This is a genomic window from Alcanivorax sp. (assembly GCF_051117345.1).
Taxonomy (GTDB): Bacteria; Pseudomonadota; Gammaproteobacteria; order Pseudomonadales; family Alcanivoracaceae; genus Alcanivorax.
In genome coordinates, this window is the sequence record NZ_JBNPEC010000067.1 from 1 (window position 1) to 14,427 (window position 14,427).

Here is a 14,427-nt window from a genome sequence, read left to right on the forward strand (position 1 = left end):
AGCTGCCCGCCGGCCGACCGGTTTATCCGATCACTGGGAAAACAAGAAGGACTGTTTTCGGCGTTTACTCCGCTGGCTTTTTACGTGGATTACTGGGATTACATCGGCTGGGCTGATCCTTATGGCAGCCCGGCCTTTAGTGACCGGCAACGTCGCTACGCTCAGATTCACGACGCCGGTCGCGTCTACACCCCTGGCTTTTTCATCAATGGCAATGAGTGGCGCGGCTTTTTCCAGCGTTATCGGAACTGGCGGGACTCCCTGTCACAGAAAAAGGTGGGCTCTCTTTCTGTTACCTATCAGCACCCGACATTGCAGGCCACATTCGACGGCACCCTGCCAGATGACGCACGTTTGAATACGGCGTGGATCGGCCTCGGCCTGACATCCTCGATACAACGCGGAGAGAACCGGGGCAAAACCTTGCAACACGATTTCGTTGTTTTGCAGTGGAATACCCACCCCATGCCGTCTTCTACGATGACACTCACGCTGCCTTCGCCACCCGACCACGGACAACAACGCACCGGCCTGGTGACCTGGATAAGCCAGAGCAGTGACCCTCGGCCCGTGCAAGCCGTGGGCGGCCTCCTGCCGTCACAAACCACAACCCATTAACGCCTACGGAGCCACCATGCTTGCCAACAAAACCCCTTCGGCATCTATTCGTAACGTCGCCGCCAGCCTTCTGTTTCTTTCCTCTTCATTAGCCGTGGCCGCCCCGACCGCCATCAACACTCTACTTTCGCGGGCTCCCCTGGATGACACCAGCCACTTCGGCATCGGCGCCACAACCTCAATCACCGAACGGCCTTTTGTTGGTGTCGATGCACAAAACGAAGGGCTTCCCTATTTTTCCCTTCGCTCTAAACGCTTCAGCGTGGAAGGGCTGGATGCAGGCCTGGATCTTTTCAAGAACGACAACAGTGTATTCGGGCTGCTTGTCACGCCCCGCTTCTATGAAGTCACCTCCGGCTTTGCCGACAATGGCGAACTTAACGGCATCAATACAACACACCGCACCGCCTTTGCCGGCCTGTCTTATGACTATCAGCACGCCTTGTTTCAAGTCTCTGCCAACGCACTGAAAGACATCGGTAATGAGAGCGATGGCCTGGAAGCGAGTTTTACCGTCAGCCGTGGGATCAGCTGGGGAGATTTCACCATCGCGCCATCTCTGGGACTGGTTTGGCAAGACGGTCGATTGGTCGAACATTTCTACGGGGTGGACGACGATGAAACAGCCCCCGGCCGGCCCGCCTACGGCGAGCATAGCTCACTGAATTATCAGGCCGCCCTGACCGCCATCTGGACGCCGGGAAAACACTGGCATTTTCTTGCTGTCGCGAAGGAGGATTATCTCGGAGACGGCATTAACGACAGCCCCATCATTAATGAACGGTCACTCACCTCAGTGGCGATAGGCGGCATATTTTATTTCTGGTGATATGCCGGGAACGGTCATCGTTTTCAAATGGACAATATCAAACCATCAAACGGGTGTGTTTTTGCGCCGTAGTCTGCAATCTCCCCCACAAACTCATGCCCCAACACCACATGCTCATGACTGCGCATGATATGGGGGTAGCCGACACGCTCCGTGGCCTCCGCCAGTTCATCCGCATGATGCCGCGCATGCAGGTCCGACCCGCAGATACCACAACGCAACACATTCAGCAGAATCTGGCCCTTGCCAGGTTCCGGCTCGGCCACATCCTGAACCTGAAAATTTCCGTGGTGACAGACAACCGCTCTCATGGCCTCTCCTTCGGGCAGCTATGCTTCTTGGGCTGATTCATGGTTCCACCGGGCGGATCAGGAGGACAGGTCGATGGGAGCCAATTGTGTGTCCGGTGGAAACTTTCTGTCTTCAGGCACCCCTGATCAGGCAGGGCGAGAGGCGCGCTCGCGCAGTTGCTTGATATCCCGCAACGGCGGGGCGCCGAACAAGCGGGCGTATTCACGGCTGAACTGGGACACACTTTCATACCCCACCTGCAGACCGGACGTCCCCGCATCCAGGCCATCGTTGAGCATCAGCTGTCGGGCCTCCTGCAAACGGATGGTTTTCAGGTATTGCAGCGGGCTCATACCGGCGATGGCCTTGAAATGCTGGCGAAAACTGGACGCACTCATGTGGGCCTGCTCGGCCAGGGCATCCATGCTGATCGACTCGTTATAATGCTGTTTCAGCCAGGCCATGGTCCGGGTGATCTGCCGGCTGGGGGAGCCGCTGGCATTCAGCAGCATGAACAACGGCCCCGCATCGCTGACCAGCAACCGGGCAATAATCTCCTGCTCCACCAGCGGGGCCAGCGTCGAGCACAGGGCCGGCTCATCCAGCAGCCCTACATAACGGCTCAGGGCTTCCAGCAAGGGAGCATCCAGGCTCAGGCGGGTCAACGCCGTGGCCCGCGCCTGGCGCGCCCGCTGTGGCACGGTGATACCCGCTGCCACCTGCATCACCCGCTGCGGATCAAAGCGCAGCATCGCCCCCACATAGGGGTGTGTCGGGGTTGCTTCGATCACACGGGTCACCACCGGCATATCCGCCGAGGCAAACAGTCCCTCACCCGCTCCATATTCGAACACCCTGTCACCGCCGGATACCTGCTTATCGCCAGCCACCGACACCGCCAGGCCCAGATCGTAGATACAGGGCAGCGGATCGGTGCAGCTATCTCGCCGATGCACCGTCAGCGCCGGCAGAGCCGTGGTGTAATCGCCGTCGTTACGGGCAATATGCATGAGTTTGCTTTTTAGCACGGAAAGCGCCGCCATCTCTGCACTACCCTGCTGTTTTTCCCGGTTTTCCATGGCTTACATCACCGTTTCCGTCACCCCTACAGTGTAGCTGCCTGCCATCCGCACACCAGCCCCGGCAACACCATTTCATCAAAACAGGCAAAAACTGCTGCGTATCAGGCAAGCACGGAGGCCACCGCCAGCGCACACTGATCTCACTGAAGCGACACACCCGATCACTGACAAGGAGAGACACCATGCCCCGTATTTCAGACGACCGCATGAAGAAGGCTCAGGAACAGCTGGCCAACATCACCCCGGAAGATCACGAGAAGGTCATGGCCCTGGCCAACATCGTCAAACCCTTGCGCAGCATCCTGCACAAGACCCCGGACGACTACGGCCTGAAAGACTGGCAAGACATCTACTTCCCGTCCGACGATGGCACCCCACTGGAAGGCTGGTACATCCCCGCCACCGGCGGCGAAAGCAACAAGTTGATCATCTTCAACCACGCCCTACCCATGTGTCGCGCCGGTTACCCCGGCCACCTGGGGGAACCCTGGAGCGCCTTCGACGCGGTGGAGATCGACTTCGTCATCCAGATGAAACATCTGGCCGATGCCGGCTATAACGTACTCAGCTACGACATCCGCAACCACGGCAACAGCAGCGCTGCCAACGGCGGCCTCAGCGGCATCGGTCGCTGGGAATGGCGCGACTGCGTGGGCGCCAAAAAGTACGTGGATAACCACCCGCGCTTGAGCAAGATGCAGGTAGGCCTGTACAGCCAGTGCATGGGCGGCAACTCCCAGTACGAAGCCATCTACCGCCGCCCGGATCTGTTCGAAAACGTGGAGTGCATGGTCAGCCCCATGGTGGTCTCCATGTCCGCCATCTTCGATGCGTTTTCCGAGCTATACGGCGTACAGCAATACCAGGAACTCATCGACCTGGAACTACTGAAAATGGGCGCCTTTGTCGCCGACGAAATGACACCACACCTCTTCGCCGCCGGCGTCAAAATGCCCACCCTGATGGTGCAGGTAAAAGACGACGAATGGACGCGCAACCCGGAAGACGCGCAAAAAACCTTTGACCTACTGGGCAGTGAAGAAAAGGAACTGTTCTGGATCGAAGGCACCACCAAACGTTTTCGTGACGGCTACAACCACTTTGGTCGCCACCCGGAAACGGTGTTGGGGTTCTTTGATAAGCATATGAAGTAAGGAGGGACGGTCAGGGCTTGGTTCGTGCGTGCGGAGCGCACGGGGCAAGACCTGACCCCGGATCTCTTATTTTTGATAATTTCAATAAGTTATCGACTTCATAGTACTGCCATCTTTTGATGTTCGCGTTCGTTCAATTTTATCAATTTTCCAGCCATTCTCATTTACGAAATGAACGATAGTTTTTAATGTGCTGTCTTTTAGTTGCGTATCAGGATCAAGAAATTCTTTGTCAACAAACTGCCACTCAGCATTTTTGTCACCCAGCCGCCACTTTTCACTATACTTAGAAGGAATAACCGCTTCGGATTTCCACAATTCCAAGAACAGACTCTTCATCTTGTCTGACTTCATGCTGAGAGAATCTGTCTTTATATTTTTAATTACAGAAGGACTGCCATTAATAGAAAAATTATTAATTATAATCCCCGATCTATCCATTTGTGCAGCAGTATATTCTTGTGCCCTTCTCGATAAATATGATGAAAATGGAAACTCAGATAATTTTTCAACTTCTTGCACATCCGCGACATACGCTTTGTATATTTCTTTTGGGTGAGGCTCCTTGCCACATGAAATCAGAAAAACAGCGATAAATATTAGATAAATAGACTTCATTATTTTCCCTTTTTTTAAAATTATTCAGTCAACCAAGTTGCTATCTTTCGGCTAAATTTCGAGTAAATCAGGGCCAGGTCTTGTGTCGTGCATCTAAGCTCACGATGCAAGACCTGCCCCTAATGTCCCAAAGATACTAACCACACGGGCAGCCCAATATCAGAAATCGTGCATTTTCGGCGTAGGAGATTTTCCAATTGATGGGTGTCCCCTATTGTGCCTTGAAATCAGGCTAGCCCTTTAAGGCAGAAATACCGATGGTGGGACTTGAAATTCAAGAGGGCACCCAACTCTAATTTTTGCATATTTGCGTCTTAACATTGACGCTCTTTTAAATTTAAAAGATTAAACCCAGGCAAAGTGCTCTCATCGTCTATGAAGTACTCTGGTATTAGGCTGTCGTTAATATTGCAAAAATGCGCCATTTCTTCGTTTAGGCTTTCCTCTGAAAACGCGAGCATAGCCCTGATCAGCCTTGCCCTAGCAATACAGACAACAATGGTCCATTTTGTACGCGATCTATCTTGATAATAATTTGTATACTTCTCAAATAAGCTTTTCTCTTTCCCTTCTAAATCCATTAAAAATGGATATGGGAGGCGAGCCCCAATTACCCCCTCAATACCACTCAAATAATTGGATATATTATTTGCAACCTCATTTATATCTGAAATGGTAACTTTTTCACTTGCCAACGGCATAGCTGCCTTTTTTATGCAATAAAAGCATGTTTCGATGCTTTCACTTATATCTTCATGGATCGTATAGTCGCCATTCCTCGACCTTGGGAAAAGGTGAAAATGAAGCTCCCTCGGACTCAAGTCTGTAACCATTCCATCCAAATGAGAGTCGTAATACTTTATAAATTCTTCCAAATGCTTAAAGTGATTTGAGAAATTGTTTTGTGAACTTGTTATTTTGATCTGAACCCTAGTTTGCTCTGATCTATGATTGACTCCCAAAACTGCGATTATAGGAATTAGTAATGCCAAAACCCCAAGGGGAAACCTATAAACCTCGATTAGCTTATTGAAGCCATGATAGGATAAGTTAATCTCCAGATCGGACCCAAAATAAATAGTTGCTGCCGAAGCTATAGCAACACCAATCAAAAAAGCCGCCGACCTTCTTACAACGGATAGGGAGAAAAAACTTTTTTCAGCGTCAAACATAATATGAGAAGATCACAAGGAACAGCCTATTGATACATGTTTTCGGAAGAGGAGAAGGAAGTATATTTTGATGTATTTCATCTGAACACCTTAAGCCACAGCCAAGCATCAGAAATCGTGCATTTTCAGGGCAGGAAATCTTCCAATTGGTGGGTGCCGCCTATTCCCTTTTCAGAGAGCACCTGATCCCGAACCCCTTCTTATTTTCCTGCTAGCTTCCTTCGCCATCCTCATCCTCATCTTTTCGGCGCCGCTCTTGCATTTTTCTCATTATTTCATCAAGCCGCTCATTATCAATCAGCGATTGTGAAATCGCCTTATAGTAACTATCATTAAATTTTTCCAAGTCAGGCAGTGAAGACTCTCTCATCCCCGCCAAAATACTCTTTATTCTTTCATCTTGAATCGAGGAACCCCCAGAGAAAGCATCCATATTATTTCTAAAAATCTCCATTTCCGATGACATAGATTCACCCAAACCGCCAAGAATGGTCTTCGCACCATGGCCACCAAAATAATGCGTAGAAAACCCTGCATCATGGATAGACTCCGCATCCTCAATAGAACTCTCACTAACATCAACAGACAGCTTTGATTTTCCATCTTCTAGGAACTTAGACGTGCTATACATGTGAAAGCAATCAACACTTGATTCTCTATATAACTCTGACTGGAGCTCAGCAAGAGGCCCCACTATCTTCTTTCCATTTGAATCAATTTTATACCACCAATCCTCTTTGGCGTCGTCAGTAACAAAAACCACACTCTCAACATCTTCGTTTTTTGCCTTATCAATTAACTGCTTCCAAATTATAAGATCCCCATATTTCCTCTCATAATAAAGACCATCATAACTAAACAAAGAGTCCTCGCCATCACCCTTTCCCTCATCCTTAAAACCAGGAGGGACTTTATTTTTAAATCGACGATTTCCATCTTCAAAAATACTATCCAACCACTCTTGATTTTCAGGCCGCTCCCCAACCTTTCCATCAAAAAAAAGATTAAGCCTATCTCTTATTTCGTCATGAGACCTAACACATGGCTGCTCATTATCCCAGTAATTTACTGACTTCCTGTAGGAAGCTATGCTTTTGCTTATTTCTTTTTCTAGCTTTTCGGTGTTTTCAAACAATTTCGGAAAACGACGGGCAAGCGCTAACTTTTCGAAGTCACCCTTGAAAACGTTTTGTATTTTTTTTAAATTCTTCTCTATTTCATTAAAAATGACTTTCTCATTTCTTATGACAGCCAGCCTTCGCCTTTGATACTCAAGGCCAACATGATATGGAATCCACAACCTATCACCCAAAGCCTCCAGGATTCTAAAAAAATCTTCTCTTGTTTGCTTGGCATATCCATACAGATTAAGAAGGACATTTGCATCAAAAACAAAAATTGTTTTCCTGCCACCCCATAACTCTTCCAGCAAAGAGTCATCTATATTATAAAAACCCTTGAAAACTTCTTTCATCCCCGCCCCAGATATAAATTTCGACAACTACATTTCCATTAACCAAAAACCACGACTACGTTAACTTACTCACCCCAAGCAAACATTAACTTGATGATGCTTGGGGGTTATGAGCAGTGAATCGATTATTAAATAGACTGCATTAGGGGTCAAATCAACATCTCATCGCCTTTTCTCCTCCACCTTGTTCCTAGAAAACACCCCATAAAGACTCGGCAACACCAACAACGTCAACGCCGTGGCCGACACCAGCCCGCCCACAATCACCACCGCCAGCGGCCGCTGCACTTCACTGCCCACCCCGGTGGCCAGCAACATAGGAATCAACCCCAGCATGGAAGTCAGCGCGGTCATCAATACCGGGCGCAACCGTGACACGGCGCCTTCGAAGATCGCCGTCTCCAGCGCTTCGCCATCGCGCAGCCTGAGATTGATGGCCTCTACCATGACCACGCCATTGAGCACCGCCACCCCGAACAGGGTGATAAAGCCTACGGAGCTGGGCACGGACAGGTACTGGCCGCTGAGGGCTAATGCGAGAATGCCGCCGATAAGCGCCAGGGGGACGTTGACCAGGATCAGGGCAGCCTGGGCCACGGAGCCGAAGGCGAAGTAGAGCAACAGGGCGATCAGGCCGACCGCCACGGGCACTACCATGGCCAGGCGTTGCTGAGCGCGCTGCTGGTTTTCGTACTGGCCGCCGATGTCCACGCTGTAACCGGCGGGCAGATCCACTTCGCTATCGATGGCCTGCTGGATGTCGGCGACCACGGAGCCCATGTCGCGACCGGCCACGTTGGCCTGGATGACCACGCGGCGTTGTACGTCGTCGCGGCTGATCTGCGGTGGGCCGGAGACCAGGGATACGTCCGCCACATCCATAAGCCGCACCCAGGCGCCGTCGGCGGCCTTGAGGCGCAGGTTGCGGATGGCTTCAGCATCCTTGCGGGCACTTTGCTCCAAGCGCACATAGATGTCGTAGCGTTCGTTGCCCTTGATCACCTGCCCGGCACTGCCGCCGCCGAGGCCATTGCTGACCAGATCCATGACCTGATCCACACTCAGGCCGTAGCGACTGAGGGCGTTGCGGTCCGGGGTGACCACCAGTTGGGCTTCACCGGCGATCTGTTCCAGTTGCACATCGGTGGCGCCGTCGACTTCCTTGACGGCCTGGGTGATGGCTTCGCCTTTTTCCTGCAGCAGGTTGAGATCCGGGCCGAACAGTTTGATGGCGAGCTGGGCTTTGACGCCGGAGAGCAGCTCGTCCACGCGCATGGCGATGGGCTGGGAAAAGTTGAGCAGCAGGCCTGGATGTTTTTCCAGTTTCTGCTGAATTTTTTCCTGTAGCTCAAGGCGGTTGCTGGCACTTTCCCATTCGCTGACGGGCTTCAGGCCGATATAGATTTCCACGTTGCTCACCGGCTCCGGGTCGCCACCGATCTCGGCGCGGCCTACCCGGCTGAGGGCGTAGGTCACTTCCGGGAAGGTCATAATTTCCTTTTCCAGTTTTTCACCCACGTCCAGCGCGGTGTCGAGACTGGAGGACGGCGCCAGCGTGACGCGCAAGGCCAGGGTGCCCTCTTCCAGCACCGGCACGAATTCGGTGCCGATAAAGGGCGTGGTCGCCAGCGCCAACGCGAATAACCCCACGGCGGTGCCGACCACCATTTTCCGTGCCTTCATGGCCTTGCCGAGCACGGTGCGATAATGCCCCTCCAGCCAGTTCACCAACCGGTTGGGCTTTTCTTCCACGCCGTTGCGGAACAGGAAACCGGCCAGCGCCGGCACCACGATCAGCGCCACCAATACAGCGGCAGTCATGGCCAGCATGATGCTGATGGCCATGGGTACGAACATTTTCGCTTCCACCCCTTCGAAGGCGAACAGGGGCAGGAACACCACCAGGATAATGCTGGCGGCGAAGAACACCGGGCGCGCCACTTCCTGGGCGGCGTCTTTCACGCGTAAGGCAATGCCGCCTTTGGTGTCGTGGCTACCCTCTACCCGGCTCAGATGTTTGAAGATGTTTTCCACCATCACCACGGAGCCATCCACCAGCATGCCGATAGCCACGGCAAGGCCACCCAGTGACATGAGGTTGGCGGACATGCCCAGGCTTGCCATCGCCAACAAGGCCAGGCCGATGGAGAGCGGAATGGACAACAATACCAACGCGGTGGCGCGCAGGTTCATCAGGAACAGGGCCAGTACGATGACGATAAACACAAAGGCCAGCAGCAAGGCGGTGACCACGGTGCTGGCGGCTTTTTCCACCAGGTCTGCCTGGTCGTAGAACACCTCGAACTGCACACCGTCCGGCAGGGCCTGCTGGATGCGCGCTTCGCGTTCCTTGATGCCATCAATGGTGGCCTTGGTATTGGCGCCCATGCGCTTGAGCACAATGCCGGCCACCACTTCACCCAACGCTTGCGGTTCGCCGTTGGCATCGCGACGGGTCATGGTGAGCGCGCCCTGACGGATCTCGCCGCCGAATTCCACTTTCGCCACATCGCTGACGCGCACCTGGGTGCCATCCACTTCCTTGAGGGGAATGGCGGCAATGTCGCCGAGCCCTTGCTCGCCGCTACCGACCCAGCCCATGCCACGAATCACCAGTTGCTCGGCGCCGCGATCCAGATACCAGCCACCGGCGTTGCGGTTGTTGGCGGCAATGGCATCCATGACCTGTTGCAGGCTCAGGTCGTAGGCGAGCAAGCGGGTGGGGTTTACGTTGACCTGATACTGGCGCACTTCACCGCCATAGCTGAGCACATCGGTGACACCGCCCACGGGCATCAGCAGCAGTTTCACCACCCAGTCGTTAAGGCTGCGCAGTTGCATGGCATCAACGCCGGAGCCCGGCTCGGCGGTGAGCAGGTATTGATAGACCTGACCCAGGCCGGAGGTATTCGGCCCCATTTCCGGGGTGCCGACACCCTCGGGAATATCCTCCCGTGCGGCCTGCAAGCGCTCGAACACCAGCTGGCGGGCGAAGTAGATATCGGTGCCTTCGTCGAACACCACGGTGACGATGGACAGGCCGGTCTTGGAGATGGAGCGCACTTCAGCCACCTGCGGCAGCGCGTACATCACCGCCTCGATGGGATAGGTGATCAGCTGCTCCACTTCTTCCGCGGCCAGGCCTTCGGCTTCGGTGTTCACCTGCACCTGGACGTTGGTTACGTCCGGGAAGGCATCCAGTTTCAGGTTGGGTAATTGCCAGCCGATGATGCCGATGGTGATGACCAGCAACAGCAAGACAATGAGGCGGTTATTCACCGCCCAATCGACAAGTCGATTAAACATGACGGTGTTCCTCAGTGGTTGTGGATGTCGAAACCGGACTTGGCCATTTCACTGGCCAGGAAGAAGGCGCCCTGCGTGACCACTCGCGTGCCCGGTTCAATGCCGGTGACGATGCGGCGGTTTTCCAGTTGGCCGTTGAGTTCGATTTCCACGGGTTTGTAGTGGCCCGGTTCTTCTTCCACAAACAGTTGCCAGTCGCCATCGGCGCTACGGGTGAGCGCGTCCTCCGGCACGGTGAGTGCGTTCTCGGGTGCCGCCAACGCCAGTGCCACATCGGCGAACATGCCCGGGTGCAGCAGGTGGCCGGCATTGGGTACCGCCACGCGCACGGACAAGGTGCGGGTGATCGGGTTGAGGCGATGACCGGATTGAATCACCTGGCCATTCACTGAGGTATCACCCACGATCACCCGTGCCGGGGTACCGGTGGCGATCTGCAAACCGGGGCTGGGTGGCAAGGCCGCTTCCGCCCACAGTTCCGATTCGTCCACCAGGGTTACCAGTGAACTGCCGGCGGTGAGCCACTGGCCCTGCTGGAAGGCATCTTCCAGCACCAGGCCGTCATCCGGCGCGGTGAGGGTGTAGACGCCCTTTTCGCTTTTTCCCGCTTCGATGGCGGCGATGGCATCGTCATCGAGGCCGTACCCCTTGGCGCGAGCACGCAGGGACTGGTACTGGCCCTGGGCATCCAGGTAACGCTGGTTTCCCACGGTGCGACGGCCCAGATTATTCACCCGGCGCCAGCCATCGGCGGCCACCTGCAGATCACTCTGCAGTTGCGCCATGGCGGGACTGAACAGGGTGGCGATGGGGTCGCCTTTTTGCAGGTGCTGGCCGAGGGTGGCCGTGCGCGATTGCACCTGGGAGTCGATGCGTACCGGCACCACCCAGGTGCGGTACTGGTTGCTGGTGATTTCCGCCGGCACGGTGAGGGTCCGGGTGGCGTTCTCTTGCGGCTGCAGGGTGATGACCTGTAGCTGCAGCATAGTCTGCTGGGCCTCGGTCAGCTCCAGCACCGTGCTTTCGTGTGCCTCTTCTCCCTCGCCGGCGTGTTCATGGCCGGCTTCGCCGTGGGATTCTTCGGCGTGCTCATCGGCGCTTTCCTCGCCGTGCTCATGGGCACCGTGACCGGCATCATTATCCGGCGCCGGTTGGTGGGCATGCTGGCGGGTTTCATTGCTTTCGCCATGTTGATGGCCGTGATTGTCCTCGGCCCATGCCGGGCTGGACAGGGTTGCCAGCAAGGCAATGGCCAGTGGGGATTTTTTGAAACGTGTTTTGGTTTTCATAAAAAATTCCAATTTTTTTGCATTCGTAGGAGCGTCGCTGGCGGCGCGATCAAAAACGTATGGAATCGCGCCGCGAGCGACGCTCCTACGGCAAGGAGTTAGTCCGCCAGTGCGTTCAGCCAATCGTTGAGCTGGGCGCTTTCATACAGCCATTCCACCCAGGCCTGTTGCATGGCTTCGCGCAGGGCGATGCCGGACAGGCGCGTGTCCAGGCGCTGGTTGAGGGCCTGCAGATAGTTCTGGGTGGTGAGCTCGCCCTGTTGCCAGACGCGCTCCAGCAGCGCGCCGCTGCTGGCCAGGCTGTCGCCGGTGAGCGACTGCCAGTTTTCCCAGCGGTGCCGCTGTTGCTGATAATCACGCCAGGCGCCGTCGAGCTGCGCGGCGATGTCGTTGCGGGTTTTCTCCAGCAGGGCCCGCCGTTGCTCGCTGTCCGCCAGCGCGGATTGGTAGGCGGCCTTGCCGGTATTGAAAACTTTCAGCGGCAGGCTGAAATCCAGCCCCCAGAGATTCTCGTCCCCTTCCCGGCCCACGCTGAATCCCAGGGTGGGGTCGCTGTTGCGCTGTTTATCCGCCAGGCTGACGCCCTGCTCCGCCAGCAGCAGTTGCTGCTCGGCCAGGCGCAGGTCAAAGCTGGCAGGCAGGCGCTGCCGGGGGGTGTTGTCGAGGGCGGCGGAGCCCCAGATGCTGGCCGGCAATGGCTGGCCGGGCTGTTCGCTGGCGAGGACGGCACGCAGACGCGTGGTCGCCTGGGTGGCGGCACTTTCCGCCTCGGCCAGGGCCTGCTGGGCCTGGCCCAGGGACAGGTAGGCCAGCTGGGCATCCACCTGCCCCAGATCCCCTGCCTGCTCCCGACGACGGACCAGGTCGGTTAGATCGGCAAGCTGCTGCTCCTGTCGGCGGGCGGCATCAAGACGGGCGCGGGCCGCGTCATAGGCCACCAGGGCAGACAGGCTGTTGGCCAGCAGATCGGCACGGGCCTTGTCGGCGCGCAGTTGCGCCAGGGTGTCGCGCACCGCTACCGCATCGCGGTTGGCGCGGGCCTTGCCTGACCAGTCCAGGGTCTGGCTAAGACCCACGGTTCTGGTGGTGTCGGCACTGTCTTCATAGCCGATATTGAGTTCTGGGTTATAGAGCGGCTGGGCGGCATCGCGGTTTTCCGCCAGCCAACGCTCCTGCTCGGCATTGATGGCCCGACTGGCGGGGAGGCTGTTGAGTTGTTGTTGCAGCCAGCCGGCCCATTGGTCGGGGGGTGTTTCTGCCTGTGCGACGGTGGCGCACAGCAGCAGTAGCAGTGCGCAAGAACGCACTACTGCGGACAGACTTTCCATGGGAAAGCTCCTGATCAGTTATCCGGAATCTGTCGCGCTCGGGCGCGACACGGGGTCGGGAAAACGATCAGGCGATGGGAGGGCGGAACGGATTATCAGCCGGGGCATCTGGCAAGGGTGGACGCAGCGCCAATACCCGGGCCGGCGGCGCGGGCAACCGTGCGGGGGCGCAATCCGCGCTGGCCATGAAACCATGGCACTGGCAGCAATGGTCACCACCGGCATCGAGCACATCCAGCTGGACGGGGGCAGAATCTGTCTGTTCCACGGCCACGTCGGCATCGTGCTCATGATGCATGGCATCAAGCACCAGCACGTGTGTGCAGATGATCAGCAGCAATGTCCAGACCAGTGCTTTCATGGTGCCAGCCGTAGGTTGAGAGGTTTCTACTCTGCGAATAGTGAAGACCCCGGTCAAGAGATTAAGTTTCATTCGGTCATTCACAGCCAGCATCGCACGAGGCAGAGTAATGGCCCCTTTATCTGACGAGAGACACCATGAGCCGCCTGGAAGAAGTCCGCGATTCCGTCCTTGCCCACCCACTGCATAGCGCCTGCGAGCTGGAATTGCTGAGTGCTGGCGAAGGCCGCAGCGAGGTGCGTTTTGCGGTGAACGATTTCACCGCCAACCCCATGGGCGCCCTGCATGGCGGTATTGTTTATGCACTGATGGATGTGGCCTGTTTCTTTGCGGTGGTGCCGTCGCTGTCCGCGGATCAACAACCGGTCACCGTGGAAACGCACAGCAGTGTGTTGCGCGCCGCCATGAAGGGAGAAAGTGTGGTGATACGGGCCCGGCTGGACCGGCTGGGCCGCTCCCTGGCAGCCATGCGCGCGGAAGCGCTGGCGGTGAACGCCAGCGGCGAAGAACGACTGATTGCCACCGGCTCGGTGACCAAAGCGATTACCACTGTCCGCCAGTAACGCTTCCCAAACCCTTCCCTCAGGGAATGAAGATCAGCCGGTTCCCTGAGCGTTTTTCCTGCCTTTTCGCCCCGGATCTGCCCATGCCGGACAAACGGCAGGACCGGTCGCATGACTGGAACACCCCACGACCTGCCATCAATTGTCAGCACTGGTACCTGCGGGTATTGTCAAAGGTGACGGCCCGGCCGGCGTAGCCCCCCTCTCAGGGTTCCCACGCTGCACCCGGACCAGGATGGATGAGGATCGCGATATGTGTCAGAGTATGCTTGTCTATGATGCGGTTTACATCCTCAAGGCCCTCACTCTCACCAACAACATTTTCACCGTCTCGGACGTGGA

At 55.8% G+C, this 14,427-nt stretch carries 13 protein-coding genes; 4 read left to right on the forward strand and 9 right to left on the reverse strand.

The features are described from left to right. Positions 1 to 618: DUF1223 domain-containing protein (locus tag ACFE0K_RS04235; protein ID WP_434534874.1), on the forward strand; the 618-nt coding region annotated here is incomplete at its 5' end. A gap of 16 nt (positions 619 to 634) precedes the next feature. After that, on the forward strand, positions 635 to 1,447 hold the full coding sequence (locus ACFE0K_RS04240) for a MipA/OmpV family protein (RefSeq protein WP_434534875.1): 813 nt from the start codon (positions 635 to 637) through the stop codon (positions 1,445 to 1,447). Between the two features lie 23 nt (positions 1,448 to 1,470). Here the strand turns inward: ACFE0K_RS04240 and ACFE0K_RS04245 are convergent, their stop codons facing one another. After that, on the reverse strand, positions 1,471 to 1,758 hold the full coding sequence (locus tag ACFE0K_RS04245; protein WP_434534876.1) for an alcohol dehydrogenase catalytic domain-containing protein: 288 nt from the start codon (positions 1,756 to 1,758) through the stop codon (positions 1,471 to 1,473). Positions 1,759 to 1,884: 126 nt separating this feature from the next. Further along, positions 1,885 to 2,817: an AraC family transcriptional regulator gene (locus ACFE0K_RS04250; protein WP_434534877.1), complete on the reverse strand. Its 933-nt coding sequence runs from the start codon at positions 2,815 to 2,817 to the stop codon at positions 1,885 to 1,887. 185 nt (positions 2,818 to 3,002) lie between these two features. On the opposite strand from ACFE0K_RS04250, the gene ACFE0K_RS04255 reads away from it, so the two are divergent. Next, complete coding sequence (locus tag ACFE0K_RS04255) at positions 3,003 to 3,974, forward strand: alpha/beta hydrolase family protein (protein ID WP_434534878.1); 972 nt, start codon at positions 3,003 to 3,005, stop codon at positions 3,972 to 3,974. An 81-nt stretch (positions 3,975 to 4,055) separates the two neighbouring features. Here ACFE0K_RS04255 and ACFE0K_RS04260 read toward each other — a convergent pair whose 3' ends face one another. The 7 genes from ACFE0K_RS04260 to ACFE0K_RS04290 all read right to left on the reverse strand — a co-directional run bounded on the left by ACFE0K_RS04260 (position 4,056) and on the right by ACFE0K_RS04290 (position 13,522). Continuing rightward, positions 4,056 to 4,592: a hypothetical protein gene (locus ACFE0K_RS04260; RefSeq protein ID WP_434534879.1), complete on the reverse strand. Its 537-nt coding sequence runs from the start codon at positions 4,590 to 4,592 to the stop codon at positions 4,056 to 4,058. A 314-nt stretch (positions 4,593 to 4,906) separates the two neighbouring features. Beyond that, complete coding sequence (locus tag ACFE0K_RS04265) at positions 4,907 to 5,764, reverse strand: hypothetical protein (RefSeq protein ID WP_434534880.1); 858 nt, start codon at positions 5,762 to 5,764, stop codon at positions 4,907 to 4,909. Positions 5,765 to 5,975: 211 nt separating this feature from the next. Further along, a complete protein-coding gene (locus ACFE0K_RS04270; protein WP_434534881.1) occupies positions 5,976 to 7,238 on the reverse strand; it encodes a PIN-like domain-containing protein in 1,263 nt (420 codons plus the stop codon). 162 nt (positions 7,239 to 7,400) lie between these two features. After that, the gene (locus tag ACFE0K_RS04275; RefSeq protein WP_434534882.1) at positions 7,401 to 10,544 is read right to left on the reverse strand and encodes an efflux RND transporter permease subunit; all 3,144 of its coding nucleotides are present in this window, start codon (positions 10,542 to 10,544) and stop codon (positions 7,401 to 7,403) included. Positions 10,545 to 10,555: 11 nt separating this feature from the next. Then, entirely contained in the window at positions 10,556 to 11,833 is a 1,278-nt protein-coding gene (locus ACFE0K_RS04280) for an efflux RND transporter periplasmic adaptor subunit (protein ID WP_434534883.1), read from the reverse strand. Positions 11,834 to 11,931: 98 nt separating this feature from the next. Further along, positions 11,932 to 13,161, reverse strand: a complete 1,230-nt coding sequence (locus tag ACFE0K_RS04285) for a TolC family protein (protein ID WP_434534884.1) — start codon at positions 13,159 to 13,161, stop codon at positions 11,932 to 11,934. 67 nt (positions 13,162 to 13,228) lie between these two features. Further along, positions 13,229 to 13,522: a hypothetical protein gene (locus ACFE0K_RS04290; protein ID WP_434534885.1), complete on the reverse strand. Its 294-nt coding sequence runs from the start codon at positions 13,520 to 13,522 to the stop codon at positions 13,229 to 13,231. A gap of 137 nt (positions 13,523 to 13,659) precedes the next feature. Between ACFE0K_RS04290 and ACFE0K_RS04295 the strand changes: the two genes are divergently transcribed. Next, entirely contained in the window at positions 13,660 to 14,085 is a 426-nt protein-coding gene (locus ACFE0K_RS04295) for a PaaI family thioesterase (protein ID WP_434534886.1), read from the forward strand. The last annotated feature ends 342 nt before the right edge of the window (positions 14,086 to 14,427 follow it).